Raw genomic sequence first — 16,890 nt, 5'->3', positions numbered from 1 at the left:
TATGTTTAACAAAACACATCTCGTTGATAAAACAGTATTGCTGATTCTTGCAGGCAGAGTCATTAATAGCCTTGGTGGCTTTGTCACAATCTACTTTGTACTCCATTACTTAAACGATAAACTTCAGGGACACTACTACACCTTTTTAAATTTGATTGGTTTTAGTGTTTTTTTTGAGTTTGGTCTCAGTACATTAATCATCCAGTTAATAAGTCACCATGTGCGCGACACTTATTTTCAGAAGCAGAGGTTGGTCGGGCCTGAATCATCGTTAAATCAGTTTCTGACTCTGGTTAAGAATATTCTAGTACATGCGTTTTTTCTTGCCATATTCATGGCGCTGTCATTAGGTGTGCTAGGTGGCATCCTCCTCGAAAAATCCGCTACGCTTTATCTGCCCTGGCTTTTACTGGTACTGGTTTATTGTTTAAGTTTTTTCATCAATACAGCCATTAATATCATTGAGGGCACAGGAAAAATTAATGATGTTGCAATCGCAAGAATGCTCTCGACTCTCGTCTCCATTCCGACCTTATGGCTTTGTTTATCCTCTCACCTCGGCGTTTATGCATTGGTCATACAGGCAATTGCAAATGTCATAACATTAAGCGCATGGCTGCTCAGTCAATACGGCTTATTTATTCGGCAAGCGCTTAACCAACACATCTCAATCAAAGATTTTTTTTCATACCTAAAATCTGTCTTCCCCTTACAAAAAAGACTGAGCGTGTCTTTTCTCTCTATCTACATGGGTGCACAAGTCTATGTTCCGTTAATGTTTGCTCTCGGGCAAGTTGAACTGGCAGGTAAACTAGGCGTCACCCTACAAGCGTTTAATGCAATAAATGGATTTGCCATTACCTGGATCAATTCCAAACTTGCCCTGTTTGGCGCTTCGATATCAAAAGGAGAGCGTTTAAAAGTTTACGCTCAGTTTAAAAGCTTATTTGGGACGTCATTGCTTGTATTAATCTTATTGCTATTAATACTGTGGACATTATTTTTTGCGCTCAACCAAACAAACTCACCATACTTATCCAGATTCTTAAGCGCAAAATATATTTTACTATTTTCGATTACAGCAATCGGAATACATGTTTACACATCCATCAATACTTATCTGCTGTCATTTAAGCTAGATCCTCTTTTCAAATTAAACCTGCTAAGAATTATTTTTTTATTTACCTCGATTTGCGTTATTTACGTACTCAAAGAGGTCAGTTATATTTTTGGGATCTATTTGATCAATACTGTGTTGATTGGCATGCTTGGCGCTATTTACGTTCTACATCAGTTCCATACCAAGATTTTAGGAAAAAATGAACAATAAAAAAGTCCTTGCAGCGGTAGTAACATACAATCCCTGTAACGATTCACTCTCTAAATTGGTTTCCGAGACTAAAGAACAGGTCGATGAAATGGTCATCATCGACAATAGTCCACTTCACTCCTTTAATCTAAATCCCTCCAAAGAGATGAATGTAAAAATTATTCATCTTGCGGATAATATGGGCATTGCCTACGCACAAAATATTGCAATTGAGTATGCAATAAAACAAAAATTTGACTATATATTGTTTCTAGACCAAGACAGTGTTCCAACACCACACATGGTGAATGCACTTTTAAAGTGTTTTTGTGAGCTTGCTGCAGGGAATAAAGTAGCGATTACCGCGCCGGTTACCATTGATGCAAGGACCAAGATCGAATCACCATTTTTAGTGCTTAAACATGGTTATCCTGTCAGAGAAGTAAAAAAAGACACAAATGAAGCCAGCCATGTAACAGAGGCTTGTTTTTTGATATCGTCTGGCTCATTGGTCTCGCTAGAGGCTATTCAGGCAATCGGCGGGAATAGAAGTGGTTATTTTATTGATCATGTTGATACGGAATGGTGCATGCGCGCCCTGTGTGCAGGCTACAAACTGTATGGAGTTAATGATGCGAGACTGATTCATGCGATCGGTGACCATGCTCAAACCATTCCATTTATGAAGAACAGGCAAGTTTCTCACCATGCACCTTACCGTGATTACTATATGTTCAGGAATACTGTTTTTTGCATCAAGAACATTTCAGGTCTTTACCCGATAAAACTTTTTTTACTGCTCAGGCTACTTTACTTCTGTTTGTTTTTCATCATTTTTGCCCCAAATAGATTGTTACGTATACGCATGTTATTGTTAGGGCTGTTTCATGGATTAACCGGGATAGATGGTAAACTAATAACAGAGTCATCCAGTTGTATCGCCATTCCAAAATCCAATATTGAGCCCAACTAAACATTACGCTTATGCACCCCAACGTTTTAGTCCTACTTGCTGCTTATAATGGAGAAAACTGGCTAAAGGAACAAGTTAAAAGCATTTACTCTCAGGAAGAAGTTGAAGTTACGCTTGCAATTAGCGTTGATTTATCCTCAGACAATACCAGTTCATTGGTTGATACACTTAAAGATAGCTATCCGACGCTGTATAAGCTACCTAATCAAGGTGTGTTAGGCAGTGCAGCAAAAAATTTTTTTCATTTGTTGAGAGAAGTTGAGCTGCAACCATTTGACTATATTGCCCTCTCCGATCAGGATGACGTTTGGCACGCAACCAAGTTAAAAAATGCAATCGTCATGATTTCCCAACACCATACACACGCTTACTCCAGCAATGTGACAGCTTTCTGGCAGGATGGAAAACAGATACTGATTGATAAAGCACAAGCACAAACGAATCATGACTTCATGTTTGAGTCTGCTGGCCCTGGATGTACTTTTGTGCTCTCCAAAAAACTTGCAGTCGAATTGCAATCCTACTTAAGAAACAATGTTTTGCAGACACAGGAAATTTTCTTACATGACTGGTTTATTTATGCATTTGCCCGTTCTAAAGGTTATCAATGGTACATAGATTCCTACCCCAGCATGATGTATAGACAGCATGCAAATAATGTCATCGGTGCAAACCGGGGACTGAAGCCGATGATCGCCAGATTAATAAAACTGGGACAAGGCTGGTATCGCCAACAAATATTGCTGATTGCCGCCGCAGTAGGATATGAAAATCGCTGGCCAATCAATAGTTTTGTACGCTTGAATCTATTTGATCGCTTCAAGCTTGCTCTGCATGCTCATCAGTTCAGACGTAGACTTCGCGACCAGGTAGCGTTCGCGTTATATGTGCTTTTTCTGGCAAAAAAATGAATATTCTGGTCTCTGGCGCCTCTGGATTTGTCGGTCAAGCTTTATGTGCTTTTTTACAAAAGGCCGGACTTTCTGTTACAAAAATTGATCGCCATTCGCCCTTTACCAGCTTATGGTCAGACATCCCTTACGACTGTCTGGTGAGCTTAGCTGGACGGGCACATATCATGCAAGAAACGGCAACGAATGTCTATCAAGCCTACGCGGATATAAATATCAATTACACAATGAAAATGGCACAACTGGCCAAAGATCTGGGCATTAAAAGGTTTATTTTTTTAAGCTCAGTCAAAGTCAATGGCGAAAGCACTGAAACGCCCTTTACACCTGAGGATAAACCAGCGCCGCTTGATGCGTATGGCAAATCAAAACTTGAGGCTGAGATTGCATTGAAGGGCTTTTGTGCAGCGAATGGCATCGAATGGGTGATCATACGTCCACCGCTCATTTATGGACCAGGCGTCAAAGCCAACTTTAAATCGCTGATTACCCTTTGTAAAAAAACCGTCCCCTTACCATTTGCGACTATTTATAACAAACGCAGCCTGATTAGTTTGGAAAATTTGAATGATTTTATTACGTTATGCTGCCATCACCCGCACGCTGCCAATCAAATATTCTTGATCTCAGACGATCACGATGTTTCCACAATGACATTAATCCGAACAATTAAAAAATCGCTAGGGCTCAGACCCTTATTGTTACCATTTCCGCCTTTGCTGATGAAATGGATGTTTAGTTTGGTTGGCAGACACAGCTTGAGTGATCGCTTATTGGGCAATTTGCAAGTGAATACCGCAAAGGCAAAGCAAATGTTGGGCTGGCAGCCGGTCATCAGCTTTGACGAAGGCATTAAACGTACTGTGGCAGACTATGTGGATTAAGAGAGTTTTAGATATTGTACTGGCGCTGATCGCAACAACATGCTTGAGTCCCTTGTTATTAGCGACTTATCTATTGGTGAAACTCAGCTCCACAGGCCCGGCGTTGTACTGGAGCAAGCGCGTTGGTCAGCATAACCAGCTTTTTAGCATGCCAAAGTTCCGGTCCATGCGTGTGGGAACGCCACAAATGGCCACCCATTTAATGAATCAGCAAAAGGATCCAAACGCATTTTTAACGCCAGTAGGAAGCTTTATCCGCAAAACCAGCCTGGATGAGTTACCGCAATTATGGAGTGTGCTGAAAGGCGACATGTCCATTGTCGGTCCACGGCCTGCACTGTTCAATCAGGACGATTTGATTGCATTGCGCACTGAAAAAAACGTCCATACACTGAAACCAGGCATCACAGGCTGGGCGCAAGTGAATGGCCGGGACGAAATTCCAATCCCACAAAAAGTGGCGTTAGATGTGTATTACTTGCAACGTCAATCCCTCTGTCTTGATATCAAGATTATTGTGCTAACAGTGATCAAGGTATTAAGGCGTGATAACATCACGCATTGATTGTTTGTTTGATTGCTATGCTCAGGCTACCAACACGCGTTTTGTCTTTTTTTGCGTTTGCTCATGATGCGGTCGTCCTGGTCGCGGCATGGATCTTTGCTTTCTCTTTACGCTTTAACTTTCAGATACCCTCCACTTTTGTGCAGTATATCTGGCAAACATTGCCAGTGATTTTTGCCATTCATGCCATTTGTTTTTATACCTTTGGCCTTTATAAAGGACTTTGGCGGTTTGCCAGTCTGCCCGATTTAAAACGGATTATGCGCGCAGTAGGATTTGCTGCCTTGCTTAGCGCAGCGTATGCCCTGCTGGTCCACCCAACGATCATCATCCCGCGTTCGGTGCTGATCCTGAATCCTATGTTGCTCATTTTGGCGATGGGCGGGAGCCGTTTTTTATACCGTGCCTGGAAAGAGCGGCGCTTATTTAATACGGTTGCGCTGCAAGGTAAACCTGTGATTGTGATCGGGGTTGAAGATGCTTCTTTTAACCTGATTAAAGAGCTCAGTAAAAATCCGGAATGGCGTGTCGTGGCCATGATAGATCCTGCGAACAGGCTGGTGGGCCGCGAAATCATGCACACCAAGGTAGAAGGTGGTCTGGAAGATATTCCAGCAATTGCCGCACGTTATGGCTGCAAGCATTGCATGATCGCGATGCCAAGTAGCCGGCACCAGAAGCGCAGATTGGCGGTGGAAGCCGCCAGAAAAGTAACAGAGATGGAAGTCTTGACTCTGCCAGCCATGTCTGACCTGATCAGTGGCAGGGTCAGTCTCTCGCAAATTCGCAAGATTGATGTCGAGGACTTGCTGGGGCGTGATGTGGTGCAACTGGATACCCATGGCTTGAGTACGATGTTGGCTAACAAGGTAGTGCTGGTCTCGGGGGCTGCGGGCTCCATTGGCTCTGAACTGTGCAGACAAATACTGAGTTTTCACCCGGCACAATTAATCTGTCTGGATATCTCGGAATATGCGTTGTATACCTTGCAGCAAGAATTTAATCAGTCCGTCACCAATGCAGAGCTGGTCTATCTGGTGGCGGATGTGAAGAATCAGGCCAGGATGCAACGCATCTTGCAAAATCATCAGCCGGAGGTTGTGTTACATGCCGGGGCTTATAAGCATGTGCCTATGATGGAGCATTTTAACGTGGTAGAGGCCTTGCAGAACAATGCCTACGGCACCTACCAGATTGCAGCGGCGTGCCAGGCGGCTAATGTGCCCACTTTTGTGCTGGTCTCCACTGATAAAGCAGTGAATCCGACCAATGTCATGGGCGCCAGCAAGCGTCTGGCCGAACTCATTTGTCAGGGCTTGCAAAACAAGCAAAATCACACCCGTTTTATCACGGTGCGTTTTGGCAACGTGCTGGGAAGCAGTGGCAGCGTGATTCCAAAATTTCGCGAGCAAATTGCGCACGGCGGCCCAATCACAATTACCCACCCGGAGATCACACGCTACTTTATGTCCATCCCTGAGGCCGCGCAACTGGTATTACAGGCAGCGACCATGGGCAACGGCGGTGAAGTCTTTGTAATGGATATGGGCACACCGGTCAAAATCATTGATCTGGCACGTGACATGATTAAACTATCCGGTCTGCAAGAGCAAGAAATACGCATTGAGTTTACCGGCCTGCGTCCGGGTGAAAAGCTTTATGAAGAGTTGCTGGCAGATGATGAAAACACCTTGCCGACGAGCCATGAAAAACTACGGATTGCCCAAGCGCGCAGTGCAGATAGCCTTTGGCTGACGCAGTTGCTCGAGTGGTTGGCGACCATACCGCATTTGCCAGAGGCTCAAATCAAGCAAGACTTGCAGCGCTGGGTCGAGGAGTATCAGCCAGATACCCGGCCCGCCCCCTCTGTCTCTTTACGTGCCGCTCTGGCGCCCTTAGAGACCCTCCCCTCGCCTTCACAACAGATACACTGATATGCCTTTAATCACACTCAAACAGGCCAGCCTGGCCTTTGGTCATGTGCCATTGCTGGACCAAGTCAACTTTCAGCTGGATAACAAGGAGTGTGTCGGCATCATTGGCCGTAACGGTACCGGTAAATCCAGCATGCTTAAAGTGGTCGCCGGGCTGATCAAACTGGATGATGGCGAATATTGGCGCGACCCTGGCAGCAAGATTGCCTACGTACCGCAAGAGCCAGAGCTGGATGCAGCACATGATGTGTTTACTGCCGTCGCCCAAGGCTTGGGGAATGTCGTGACACAACTTAAAGAATATCACGACCTGTCACTGCAGTTGTCGCAGGCGCAAGAGACTGAAGCTTTGCTCGATCGCATGCAAGTATTACAGCACAGCCTGGAAGCTGAAAACGGCTGGGCGCTACAATCCCGCATTGAGTCAGTGTTGTCCAAACTCGGGCTACAGGCAGACACCCCAATTGCCACCTTGTCAGGTGGCTGGCGCAAACGCGTGGCCCTAGCACAGGCATTAGTGCAAGCCCCCGATGTCTTGTTGCTCGATGAACCGACGAACCATCTGGATCTGGAAGCAATCGTCTGGCTAGAGGAGCTGCTCTTGGGCTATCAAGGCAGCGTGATGCTGATTACGCATGATCGTCGCTTTCTGGACCGCCTGTCTACCCGTATTGTCGAACTTGACCGCGGTCATTTAACCGAATTTACAGGCAACTATAGCCAGTACCAACTGAAAAAGGCTGAATTGCTGACCGTAGAAGCACAACACCAGGCCAAATTTGACAAGTTTCTAGCGCAGGAAGAAGTCTGGATCCGCAAAGGGGTTGAAGCCAGGCGCACGCGCAATGAAGGTCGCGTCAGAAGACTGGAACAACTGCGGCTTGACCGCGCTGCACGCCGTGATCGTCAAGGTCAGGTGCACTTGCAACTGGATGCGGGCGAGCGCTCAGGCAAGCTGATTGCAGAACTGCAAGAAGTGCGCATGGCGTTTGGTGACAAAGTGCTGATTAATCGCTTTAGTACCCGCATCATGCGGGGGGACCGCATCGGACTGCTAGGCCCGAACGGAGTCGGTAAATCTACCCTGCTTAAGCTGCTCTTGGGCGAGTTGGCGCCGAGCGCGGGCAAGGTGCAACTGGGAACGAATATCCAGGTGGCCTACTTTGACCAGATGCGCGAACAGCTCAACCCGGAAGCAACGCTGATGGACACGATCAGTCCGGGATCGGAGTATGTTCAAATCGGTGAAACACGCACCCATGTCATTGGTTATCTTGAGGATTTTCTGTTTGCACCGCAACGTGCACGCTCCCCGGTCAAATCTCTGTCTGGCGGTGAACGCAATCGTCTGTTACTAGCCCGATTATTTGCGCGTCCGGCCAATGTATTGGTGCTAGACGAACCCACCAACGATCTGGATATCGATACGCTGGAACTGCTGGAAAACCTGCTGCAAGATTATGCGGGCACCCTGTTTCTGGTGAGTCATGACCGGGCATTCCTGGAAAATACGGTGACACAAGTCATTGCTTTTGAAGGCCAGGGCAAACTCACCGAATTTAGCGGTGGTTATGATGACTGGCTGCGCTTTAGCCAGCAGCGCGAAGCTGCAAATAAACCAGTCGAAAAACCGGTGCCTGCAGCCTCGTCCCCCGTCAGCACGAACGCCTCATCCAACACCTCAACCCGAAAAAAGTTGAGCTTTAAGGAACAGCGTGAGCTTGAAGCGCTGCCTGCAGAAATTGAACAATTAGAGCAAGAGCAAGCTGATATCCAGGCACAGTTTGCACAAGGCGACATTTACAAGCAAGCGCCTGAGCAGGTCAAGCAACGACAAGAGAGACTGGATGAAATTGAAGCGTTAATCTTGCAGAAACTGGAGCGCTGGGAATGGCTGGAAAGCCAGTAAGCAACGCTCAAGCCTGTAAATGGCAATGATGAATTGCCATTTACGGTTGTGATCGTTTGATTTTAATGCGAGTTATACCGCAAAGCTGGTGCGAGAGCTATGGGCACCGTGAGTTTGGCCATTTTTGCCATAGAACTGCGTGGCATTGGTTGCTTTGCCTTGAATCGCATCCAGCTTTTCCTGGTTGCGTTGAAAATGCTTGTTGATCAGGATGCCGTTGATGCGGTTAAGCTCTTTTGCCTGCGCCAGTTTTTTCTGGAACTCCATCCATGCAGTATCCATCACTTTGCCATGTCCTAACTCCAGCCATTTAGCCATGCCTTTTTCATTGGCTTCGAAGCCGGCGGCCGACAAGGCAGCGTAACGCTGTTTTGCGGCTTCACCCAGCGCCTGTAGTAACTCTACACGCTGATCAATAATCCGTTCTATGGTGTCCAGGTCAGCTTTGACCAAGGCTTTTTGTTCATTCTGCAAATCTTCAATGAGCGCTTCAACCAGATTGGCATCCGCTTCAAAACTGATCTCAGGGATAGCGTTGCGATTTGCAGTTGTCATAAACATCATCCTTTTTTCGAATGTATCAAGTCCTTAACGGTTTGCAATAAGCCGTCAGCCACTTTACCCGTGTCGACAGTAAAGTCTCCACGCGCAATAGCACTTTTAATTTCGTCCACTTTGTGCGTATCAAACACCTCTGACGAGGCAATCCCCGCTTCAATGGACTGCATCTGCACCGATGCCGCGGACAATGTCACATTGTCTTTGCTGGCTGGCGTTGCCGATGTGCTTGTTTTTTCGGTACTTTTGCTGCTGGTACCTTTATCTAATACTGGTTTATCTACACCAATCCCAAGTTTCTTGATCGAATCTGAAATATTCATGCTATCCCTCTGCCTTGATGTCTGAGTTTGTCGGGTGACTAAACCCTCATTGATTAACAGTTCTATCGGCATAGTTTAAGCGAACTTTAGTTGTTAATATAGTTTTTATCTCAAGATTCTGATTGAGAAGTATTTTTTCATGGTTGTCGTGGTGAGTCTGCCTAATACCTTACATCGACTTTTCCACTCGACAGTGCAACCCCTTTAATCACCTGGCCGCTACTGACTTTGACATCCACCACCTGCCCGGCATTGGCTGTTTGCAGTGCAGTCCCATCGGCACTGACCACAAATCCTTCGCCACGGCTATTTAACTGTACAGTCTGACCCTGCATGATCACAGGTCTGGACTTGAGCAGCTCTGGGCGCAACACCGTGCCCAGCGGCATATTCAAGGCGGCTTGTTTGCCTTCGAGCATGGACAAGTCCGTGATAATGCCAGCCGGTAGCTTGCTTAAATCCCCTGATTGCAACACCACATCGTTCGGGCTGAGTAGTGCACCCTGACTGACTGGCACTGCCGTCACTGCATATTCAGCCCACACTTGCACGTCTGCCTGCACATACAGCGTCCACAACTTGGTCTCGGCTTGCAGGCAACGGACACCTATATGTGTTTTACCCCACAACCGTGAGCCTGGTACGGTAAATCCTTCCATCATGTCGCAGGCAGCAATACGAACACGGCTGTCTAGTGGCTGAATGTCGACATTGACTTTGCCTGGATAACCTTGCGTCTGGCTCTGCACATATTGCACAGCGGTTTGATATACGCGGCTGTGCATGTCTGCGACCGCCGGCTCAGCGACACGCTGATTGGCCAGCGTAGCGGTTGTCGCCGTACGGTCAGCTGCGTGCAGTAAATGACTGAAGAACCCGGTCAGGGCAATCAGCATCGCACAAAAAATTGTAAGCAGACGAGGTTTCATGAGCATTCATTCTACGCACAACCGCTGGCGCTAAATGCTCAAATAAAGGGGATTTACCGCATTTAATTCAGAAATTGTTCATAAACGTGCGGCGTACACTAGGCATAGCTAGTAAAAGTGACTCGAGCAATAAGAGGCAACGAGTTATCAGGATTAACGGCAGTGTCTGGCAAACCTTTAGGATATTTTTGAATAAAGGTGTTTTGGCGACGAGGCTACAACAATCGCTAACCAAAGATTAAAGCCAGAGATTCAGGCAAGTGAAAGGAATCAATGATGATCAACAAATTAGACGCCGCACTGAATTTTCATCAGACGGCATTGCGTGTGCGCAATGAACGTCAAGAGCTGTTGGCATCCAATATCGCCAATGCGGATACACCGCAATACAAGGCACGCGATATCGACTTTAAAGCCGCCATGCAGGCCGCCATGCATCCAACCAGTAGCACGGGTACAGCGACAGGTGGTTTGCAAAAAACCGACTCGGGCCACATGCAAGGTCAGCCGAATCAGAGTTACGCAGGCCCGGGTGATCCATTGTTCCGTACGGTGACGCAAGCCTCTGTAGACGGCAATACGGTAGACATGGATGCAGAACGTAATGCCTATGTCGATAACGGCATCCGTTATGAAGCAAGCTTAACCATGATCACCGGCCAGATCAAAAAAATGCTGACCGCAATCAATGGCCAGTAATTGAGTAAGGAGTACTGACATGTCTTTGTTTAATGTATTCAAGATTTCCGGCTCTGCGATGAGCGCACAATCCATGCGTCTGAATACCGTAGCCAGTAACCTGGCCAACGCGGACAGCGTGGTCAGCTCTGACGGCAAACCCTATCAGGCCAAACAGGTCGTGTTCAAGGCCGTACAAGATGCGGCGAATCAAAACGCTAGCACGGTTGCGGTTGACGGGGTGATTGAAGATAACCGCCCCGGCAAAGTGGTCTACGACCCCAAACATCCGATGGCCAACAGTGAAGGCTATATCACCATGCCTAACGTCAACGTTACTGAAGAGATGGTGAACATGATCTCTGCCTCCCGAGCTTATCAAAACAACGTGGAAACCATGAATGCGGCCAAGACCATGTTGCTTAAAACACTCAATATTGGTCAATAACCTGCAGAAAGGAATCTCATATGACCACGGTGAATACTAACAATCAGGTCCCTCAAGACTTGCTCAATACAGTGAACAATCGCTCATCAAATACAACCAGTACCGATGATGCCCAAGATAGGTTCATGAAGCTTCTGGTGACGCAAATGAAAAACCAGGACCCGCTCAACCCGATGGACAATGCCCAGGTGACTAGCCAGATGGCGCAACTGAACACGGTAACCGGGATCAACAAACTGAATGACTCCATGACCAGCCTCATCAACAACGTGCAGATGGGCCAGTCCTACCAGGCGACCAGCATGATAGGCCGAAATATATTGTCTGCCGGCAATACCATGGAGCTGGGTGAAAAAGGCGCACTGTTCGGTGTCAACATCCCGAACGGAGCCGACAACCTGACCGTCACCATTAAAAATGGCGCAGGCACCGTCATTCAAACACTGACGCTAGGCAAGCAGGCCACCGGCATCAACGCCCTGTCCTGGGATGGAAAAGACGCGAGCGGGCAACCGGCACCGACTGGCACTTATACCTTTGAAACGACCGCAACACTGGGGGATGCAAAAACAACCAGCACCGCATTAAGCCTGGCCCAGGTGCAAAGTGTTTCACAAATGAACGGCTCGTCCAGACTGAATTTGAGTACAGGCAAGGACGTGGCACTGGCCGATGTCCTGGAAGTATTCTAAAGCCCCACAGAATGTAATCTTACGCAAGGAGAAATAGCATGAGTTTTCAACAAGGTCTTAGCGGTTTAAATGCCACCTCTCAACAATTGTCTGTGATTGGCAACAACGTCGCCAACGCCAACACTGTGGGTTTTAAGCAATCAACCTCCAAATTTTCTGATGTGTATGCCGCCTCATTGAACGGCGGGGGCGCCACACAAATCGGGATTGGTACCAAGCTGGCCAAGGTCTCGCAGGAGTTCACACAAGGCAACATCACCAATACCAACAATACACTGGATGTAGCCATCAATGGCAATGGCTTTTTCATTATGAGCCAGAACGGTGTCGTCACCTACACGCGTAATGGCCAGTTTGAGATGGATAAAGATGGTTATATTGTGAATAGTGAAGGCAAACGCCTGAGAGGCAACAGTGCTGACAACCTGGAAGGGTCCTCGCCAGTAGATATTCAAATTAACACCAGCGACCTGCCCCCAAAAACATCTACCCAGGTCACCGGCAAGCTCAATCTGAACTCGGATAGCCCAGTCATCGATCAATCGGTTAAACCATTTAATCCTTCTGATGCCACTACCTACACCAACTCGACTTCGATTACCGTGTATGATGCCTTGGGCAATAGCCATACGGTGCAGAATTACTTTGTCAAAACCGCTGCAAACACCTGGCAAACGTATACCACTGCTGACGGCAGTGTGGTCCCACCCAAAGCAAATGCTTCAGATCCATATACAGCAACGGGCACGATTAAATTCACAACCTCTGGCGCGTATGACACCACCAACTCTACAGCCCTGAATGTCAGCTTTACACCTTCAAGCGGTGCAGCTGCCGTCAACCTCAAACTGGATTACACCGCCAGTACGCAATATGGCTCTGGCTTTAGTGTGAACAAGTTAGCCCAGGACGGCTATACCTCTGGCCGGATTGCCAACTTCAGCATCGGTAGCGACGGCATTATTGTGGGACGTTACAGTAATGGTCAATCACAGGCGCTAGGCCGTGTGGTTTTGGCCAACTTTGTCAACCCTAACGGCTTGCGCTCGCTGGGTGGCAATCAGTGGCAATCCTCGTTCGATTCAGGCGAAGCCTTGATTGGCGCACCAGGCAGCAGCACGCTGGGGGTATTGCAATCTTCGGCAGTGGAAGACTCCAACGTCGACCTGACTGCAGAACTGGTGAACATGATTATGGCGCAGCGCGTTTACCAGGCCAACTCACAAACCATTAAAACGCAAGACCAGGTGCTGCAAACACTGGTGAACATGCGTTAATTGAGTCGTTAAACGCTGAATGTTGACTGATTGAAGGAGTCGCAATGGACCGTCTGATTTATACCGCCATGACCGGCGCCAAACATATCCTGGAGCAACAGGCTACCACTGCACACAACCTGGCCAACGCAACGACAACAGGCTTCAAAGCGCAGATAGACAGCTTCCGGGCGGTGCCCATTTTAGGAGATGGCCTGCCAACCCGCGCCTTTGTGGTTGACGCCACCATGGGTACCAATTATGCCGCAGGCAGCATTCAGCAAACCGGACGTGATCTGGACATTGCCGTGCAAGGCGAAGGCTGGATTGCCGTCCAGCGCGCCGATGGCTCTGAGGGCTATACGCGTAACGGTTCACTCAAGATTAACCAGAATGGGCAGTTGCAAACCGAATCCGGCTTGAATGTGATGGGCGATGGTGGTCCGATCAGCATTCCACCGGATGTCTCGGTGACGATTGCCAAGGACGGCACGGTCTCCAGCGTGAACAATCTGACGGCGCCCGGTGCAACCAATATTATCGGCCGTATCAAACTGGCAAACCCGCCAGAATCCAGTCTGAAACGGGCTGCAGATGGCTTGTTTGTGACTTCGAATGGACAACCGGCACCGGCAGATGCCAATGTCACGGTGGTCGGTGGTGCATTGGAAAGTAGTAACGTGAATGTCGTCGATACCATGGTCAACATGATCAGCTTGGCGCGCCAGTTTGAGATGCAAATGAAAATGCTTGATAACGCCCAAAACAACGCCGGAAAAGCTGATCAACTCTTTGGTTTGAATGGCTAAGGCCAGGACTAAGATGACACTATGAACATGGCTCAATGCCCAAGGAGTGAACGATGATACGCTCATTATGGATTTCCAAAACCGGTCTGGATGCACAGCAAATGCAGATGGACGTGATTTCAAACAACCTGGCCAACGTCAGTACCAGTGGCTTTAAAAAATCGCGTGCCGTATTTGAAGACCTGTTATACCAAAACCTGCGCCAGGTCGGCGCCCAGACTTCTCAGCAAAGTCAGTCACCCAGCGGCTTGCAGTTGGGTACCGGGGTCAAACCGGTCGCGACTGAGCGTATTTTCACCCAAGGCAACCTGCAGCAAACAGGTAACGACAAGGATGTCGCGATCCAGGGTCAAGGCTTCTTCCAGATTTTGCTGCCAGATGGCACCACCGCTTATACCCGTGACGGCTCTTTCCAGGTTGACAGCCAGGGCCAGCTGGTCACCGCTAGCGGCTATCCTGTACAACCGGCAATCAGTATTCCGGCCAATGCGCAAAGCCTGACCATAGGCCGTGATGGCGTGGTCTCGATCACCACTCCAGGTTCTACCGCCACTACACAGATTGGACAGATCCAGCTGGCAACATTTATTAACCCGGCCGGCTTGCAGGGCAAAGGCGAAAATCTGTATGTCGAAACCACGGCCTCTGGTAACCCTGGTGTGAACACACCAGGTACAAACGGCGCGGGGCTGTTGAATTCTGGCTATGTTGAAACGTCCAACGTCAATGTGGTGGAAGAACTGGTGAGCATGATTCAGACGCAGCGCGCTTATGAAATTAATAGCAAAGCAATCACGACCTCGGATCAGATGCTGCAAAAACTAGCGCAGCTTTAATCCCTGGTTGAGGGGCATTCAAATGATGAATAGAACGATCATGAGCTTATTACTTTGTCTGGCATTCTCCCAATTACTGAATGGCTGTTCCATCACGCCGTCTACGATTGTTCAAAAGCCTGAAACACCTCGCGTTGCGGCGGCCCGCCCGGATACGCGCAGCGAAGGGGCTATTTTTAACAGCGGCGCCTACCGTCCACTGTTTGAGGATCGTCGTCCACGCTATGTCGGCGACATGGTCACCGTGCTGATTACAGAGAACACCACCGCCAACAAAGCCACTGACAATGAACAAACCAAAGACGGTGCAACTACGGCTGGCGTCACCGGCTTATTTGGTCACAACGTGCCTAAAGCCTCATTCAATGCCAGCTCTGCCCTCTCCTTCAAAGACAAGGCGACTGCGGATGCCAGCAACACTTTTAGCGGCTCTGTCACGGCAACCGTGGTCGATGTGCTACCAAATGGCTATCTCGTGATCAGCGGCGAAAAACAGATCGGCTTTGACAAAGGCACAGAGTATGTACGCTTCTCTGGCGTGGTCAACCCGGACATGATTACCATTGGTAACCAGGTGGTCTCTACCAAGGTGGCCGATGCGCGTATCGAATACCGCACCAATAGCAAAATGGATGCGGCAGAAGTGCTATCGATGTTTTCCCGCTTCTTTCTTAGCATGATTCCGTTGTAAGGGGCACACATGATGAAACAAACACGCCCCAGCAACGCACGCACCCTGTTACGGTCTTTTTATGACTACAGAAGAGAACTGTTGTGCATGCTGTTATTCCTCAGCGTGACCATCGTCAACACCGATAATGCCCACGCAGAACGGATCAAAGACATCAGCAACATCCAGGGCGTGCGTAGCAACCAGTTAATTGGCTATGGTCTGGTCGTCGGTCTGGATGGCACAGGTGACATGACAGTACAAACCCCGTTTACCGTCCAAAGTATCATCAGCATGATGAACCAGCTCGGTGTGACGATTCCACCCGGGACCAACCTGATGCTGAAAAATATTGCCGCCGTCATGGTCACCAGTGCCCTGCCCCCTTTTGCGCAACCAGGACAAACACTGGATGTGACCGTTTCCTCCATGGGCAACGCCAAAAGCTTGCGGGGTGGCACCTTGCTGATGACACCGCTCAAAGGTGCAGATGGCCAGATTTATGCCATGGCGCAGGGTAACCTGGTGGTCGGCGGGGTCGGCGCTTCAGCCAATGGCAGCCAGACCCAGATTAACCATCTGAGCGTGGGCCGGATTTCTGAAGGGGCGACCGTAGAGCGCGCATTGCCAAACACCCTGCTCAGCCAGGATATTGTCAGGCTTGAGCTTAAAGAAAGTGATTTTTCAACCGCCAATAACGTCGTGGAAGCCATCAATAAAAAGTTTGGCCCGATGACTGCGCAAGCCGAGAGCGGCCGCGTGATTCAGGTTCGCCCACCTGAGAGCATGAGCCGTGTCTCATTTTTAGCCAATCTCGAAACCATTAATGTAGCGCTGGCGGCAACGCCTGCCAAAATTATTCTCAATGCACGCACCGGCTCCGTGGTCATGAACAAGGCCGTGACGCTGGATAGTTGCGCCGTCTCGCATGGCAACCTGTCAGTGGTCATTAATACCTCACCGGTCATCAGCCAGCCTGGCCCATTCTCTAACGGCCAAACGGTGTCTACTGCAGTGTCTGAGATCAATATCAACAAAGAGCCTGGCAAAGTGCTCAAGCTCAACAATGGGGCCAACCTGGCAGATGTGGTCAAAGCACTCAACGCCATTGGCACGACGCCGCAGGACTTGCTGGCAATTCTGCAGGCCATGAAAGCGGCCGGTGCATTGAATGCCGAGCTTGAGGTGATTTAAACGGGAGGCGCT

At 48.5% G+C, this 16,890-nt stretch carries 18 protein-coding genes; 15 read left to right on the top strand and 3 right to left on the bottom strand.

Annotation, left to right across the window (positions count from 1 at the left end; translation table 11 throughout):
- Position 1: 1 nt before the first annotated feature.
- The 7 genes from GOC95_RS00505 to GOC95_RS00475 are packed head-to-tail and all read left to right on the top strand — an operon-like array spanning position 2 to position 8,485.
- Positions 2-1,330: a hypothetical protein gene (locus GOC95_RS00505; protein ID WP_275354957.1), complete on the top strand. Its 1,329-nt coding sequence runs from the start codon at positions 2-4 to the stop codon at positions 1,328-1,330.
- Entirely contained in the window at positions 1,320-2,282 is a 963-nt protein-coding gene (locus GOC95_RS00500) for a glycosyltransferase family 2 protein (RefSeq protein ID WP_275354955.1), read from the top strand. Before GOC95_RS00505 ends, GOC95_RS00500 begins: the two co-directional genes overlap by 11 nt.
- Before the next feature lie 11 nt (positions 2,283-2,293).
- The gene (locus GOC95_RS00495; protein ID WP_275354954.1) at positions 2,294-3,193 is read left to right on the top strand and encodes a glycosyltransferase; all 900 of its coding nucleotides are present in this window, start codon (positions 2,294-2,296) and stop codon (positions 3,191-3,193) included.
- A complete protein-coding gene (locus GOC95_RS00490; protein WP_275354952.1) occupies positions 3,190-4,077 on the top strand; it encodes an NAD-dependent epimerase/dehydratase family protein in 888 nt (295 codons plus the stop codon). The genes GOC95_RS00495 and GOC95_RS00490 overlap by 4 nt, the downstream gene beginning before the upstream one ends.
- Entirely contained in the window at positions 4,067-4,642 is a 576-nt protein-coding gene (locus GOC95_RS00485; protein WP_275354951.1) for a sugar transferase, read from the top strand. The genes GOC95_RS00490 and GOC95_RS00485 overlap by 11 nt, the downstream gene beginning before the upstream one ends.
- 17 nt (positions 4,643-4,659) lie before the next feature.
- Complete coding sequence (locus GOC95_RS00480) at positions 4,660-6,576, top strand: nucleoside-diphosphate sugar epimerase/dehydratase (protein WP_275354949.1); 1,917 nt, start codon at positions 4,660-4,662, stop codon at positions 6,574-6,576.
- Between the two features lies 1 nt (position 6,577).
- Positions 6,578-8,485, top strand: coding sequence for an ATP-binding cassette domain-containing protein (locus tag GOC95_RS00475; RefSeq protein ID WP_275354948.1), 1,908 nt, complete (start codon positions 6,578-6,580; stop codon positions 8,483-8,485).
- A 72-nt stretch (positions 8,486-8,557) separates the two neighbouring features.
- Here GOC95_RS00475 and GOC95_RS00470 read toward each other — a convergent pair whose 3' ends face one another.
- The 3 genes from GOC95_RS00470 to flgA form a co-directional block, all read right to left on the bottom strand.
- Positions 8,558-9,040, bottom strand: coding sequence for a flagellar protein FlgN (locus tag GOC95_RS00470; protein ID WP_194746909.1), 483 nt, complete (start codon positions 9,038-9,040; stop codon positions 8,558-8,560).
- A gap of 5 nt (positions 9,041-9,045) precedes the next feature.
- The gene (gene flgM / locus GOC95_RS00465; RefSeq protein ID WP_275354946.1) at positions 9,046-9,366 is read right to left on the bottom strand and encodes a flagellar biosynthesis anti-sigma factor FlgM; all 321 of its coding nucleotides are present in this window, start codon (positions 9,364-9,366) and stop codon (positions 9,046-9,048) included.
- A 161-nt stretch (positions 9,367-9,527) separates the two neighbouring features.
- On the bottom strand, positions 9,528-10,295 hold the full coding sequence (gene flgA, locus GOC95_RS00460) for a flagellar basal body P-ring formation chaperone FlgA (protein WP_194746911.1): 768 nt from the start codon (positions 10,293-10,295) through the stop codon (positions 9,528-9,530).
- A gap of 276 nt (positions 10,296-10,571) precedes the next feature.
- On the opposite strand from flgA, the gene flgB reads away from it, so the two are divergent.
- The 8 genes from flgB (at position 10,572) to GOC95_RS00420 (ending at position 16,878) form a co-directional block, all read left to right on the top strand.
- A complete protein-coding gene (flgB, locus tag GOC95_RS00455) occupies positions 10,572-10,994 on the top strand; it encodes a flagellar basal body rod protein FlgB (protein ID WP_275354944.1) in 423 nt (140 codons plus the stop codon).
- Positions 10,995-11,013: 19 nt separating this feature from the next.
- Positions 11,014-11,421, top strand: a complete 408-nt coding sequence (flgC, locus tag GOC95_RS00450) for a flagellar basal body rod protein FlgC (protein WP_194746913.1) — start codon at positions 11,014-11,016, stop codon at positions 11,419-11,421.
- 20 nt (positions 11,422-11,441) lie between these two features.
- Positions 11,442-12,113 carry a flagellar hook assembly protein FlgD gene (locus GOC95_RS00445; RefSeq protein ID WP_275354943.1) on the top strand — a complete coding sequence of 224 codons (672 nt, stop codon included), beginning with the start codon at positions 11,442-11,444 and terminating at the stop codon, positions 12,111-12,113.
- A gap of 38 nt (positions 12,114-12,151) precedes the next feature.
- Positions 12,152-13,390, top strand: coding sequence for a flagellar hook protein FlgE (gene flgE / locus GOC95_RS00440; RefSeq protein WP_275354942.1), 1,239 nt, complete (start codon positions 12,152-12,154; stop codon positions 13,388-13,390).
- A 44-nt stretch (positions 13,391-13,434) separates the two neighbouring features.
- Positions 13,435-14,178 carry a flagellar basal-body rod protein FlgF gene (flgF, locus tag GOC95_RS00435; protein WP_194746916.1) on the top strand — a complete coding sequence of 248 codons (744 nt, stop codon included), beginning with the start codon at positions 13,435-13,437 and terminating at the stop codon, positions 14,176-14,178.
- Between the two features lie 53 nt (positions 14,179-14,231).
- On the top strand, positions 14,232-15,014 hold the full coding sequence (gene flgG, locus GOC95_RS00430) for a flagellar basal-body rod protein FlgG (RefSeq protein ID WP_194746917.1): 783 nt from the start codon (positions 14,232-14,234) through the stop codon (positions 15,012-15,014).
- 40 nt (positions 15,015-15,054) lie between these two features.
- The gene (locus GOC95_RS00425) at positions 15,055-15,705 is read left to right on the top strand and encodes a flagellar basal body L-ring protein FlgH (protein WP_194746918.1); all 651 of its coding nucleotides are present in this window, start codon (positions 15,055-15,057) and stop codon (positions 15,703-15,705) included.
- An 87-nt stretch (positions 15,706-15,792) separates the two neighbouring features.
- A complete protein-coding gene (locus tag GOC95_RS00420; protein WP_275356364.1) occupies positions 15,793-16,878 on the top strand; it encodes a flagellar basal body P-ring protein FlgI in 1,086 nt (361 codons plus the stop codon).
- Positions 16,879-16,890: the final 12 nt, after the last annotated feature.

Source organism: Methylophilus sp. YYY-1, from assembly GCF_029132825.1.
In the GTDB taxonomy this organism is placed as follows: Bacteria; Pseudomonadota; Gammaproteobacteria; order Burkholderiales; family Methylophilaceae; genus Methylophilus; species Methylophilus glucosoxydans.
The sequence above is the reverse complement of the archived record's forward strand: the minus strand, read 5'-3'. Positions and strand labels throughout refer to the sequence as shown.

What these genes read in the sequence shown, in the direction of transcription:
- GOC95_RS00470 (WP_194746909.1), bottom strand. Translation starts at nt 9,040, where the DNA reads ATGACAACTGCAAATCGCAACGCTATCCCTGAGATCAGTTTTGAAGCG.
- flgA (WP_194746911.1), bottom strand. Translation starts at nt 10,295, where the DNA reads ATGAAACCTCGTCTGCTTACAATTTTTTGTGCGATGCTGATTGCCCTG.
- flgG (WP_194746917.1), top strand. Translation starts at nt 14,232, where the DNA reads ATGATACGCTCATTATGGATTTCCAAAACCGGTCTGGATGCACAGCAA.
- GOC95_RS00475 (WP_275354948.1), top strand. Translation starts at nt 6,578, where the DNA reads ATGCCTTTAATCACACTCAAACAGGCCAGCCTGGCCTTTGGTCATGTG.
- GOC95_RS00425 (WP_194746918.1), top strand. Translation starts at nt 15,055, where the DNA reads ATGAGCTTATTACTTTGTCTGGCATTCTCCCAATTACTGAATGGCTGT.
- flgE (WP_275354942.1), top strand. Translation starts at nt 12,152, where the DNA reads ATGAGTTTTCAACAAGGTCTTAGCGGTTTAAATGCCACCTCTCAACAA.
- flgB (WP_275354944.1), top strand. Translation starts at nt 10,572, where the DNA reads ATGATCAACAAATTAGACGCCGCACTGAATTTTCATCAGACGGCATTG.
- GOC95_RS00420 (WP_275356364.1), top strand. Translation starts at nt 15,793, where the DNA reads ATGCTGTTATTCCTCAGCGTGACCATCGTCAACACCGATAATGCCCAC.
- flgC (WP_194746913.1), top strand. Translation starts at nt 11,014, where the DNA reads ATGTCTTTGTTTAATGTATTCAAGATTTCCGGCTCTGCGATGAGCGCA.
- GOC95_RS00485 (WP_275354951.1), top strand. Translation starts at nt 4,067, where the DNA reads ATGTGGATTAAGAGAGTTTTAGATATTGTACTGGCGCTGATCGCAACA.
- GOC95_RS00495 (WP_275354954.1), top strand. Translation starts at nt 2,294, where the DNA reads ATGCACCCCAACGTTTTAGTCCTACTTGCTGCTTATAATGGAGAAAAC.
- flgM (WP_275354946.1), bottom strand. Translation starts at nt 9,366, where the DNA reads ATGAATATTTCAGATTCGATCAAGAAACTTGGGATTGGTGTAGATAAA.
- GOC95_RS00445 (WP_275354943.1), top strand. Translation starts at nt 11,442, where the DNA reads ATGACCACGGTGAATACTAACAATCAGGTCCCTCAAGACTTGCTCAAT.
- GOC95_RS00500 (WP_275354955.1), top strand. Translation starts at nt 1,320, where the DNA reads ATGAACAATAAAAAAGTCCTTGCAGCGGTAGTAACATACAATCCCTGT.
- GOC95_RS00480 (WP_275354949.1), top strand. Translation starts at nt 4,660, where the DNA reads ATGCTCAGGCTACCAACACGCGTTTTGTCTTTTTTTGCGTTTGCTCAT.
- flgF (WP_194746916.1), top strand. Translation starts at nt 13,435, where the DNA reads ATGGACCGTCTGATTTATACCGCCATGACCGGCGCCAAACATATCCTG.
- GOC95_RS00490 (WP_275354952.1), top strand. Translation starts at nt 3,190, where the DNA reads ATGAATATTCTGGTCTCTGGCGCCTCTGGATTTGTCGGTCAAGCTTTA.
- GOC95_RS00505 (WP_275354957.1), top strand. Translation starts at nt 2, where the DNA reads ATGTTTAACAAAACACATCTCGTTGATAAAACAGTATTGCTGATTCTT.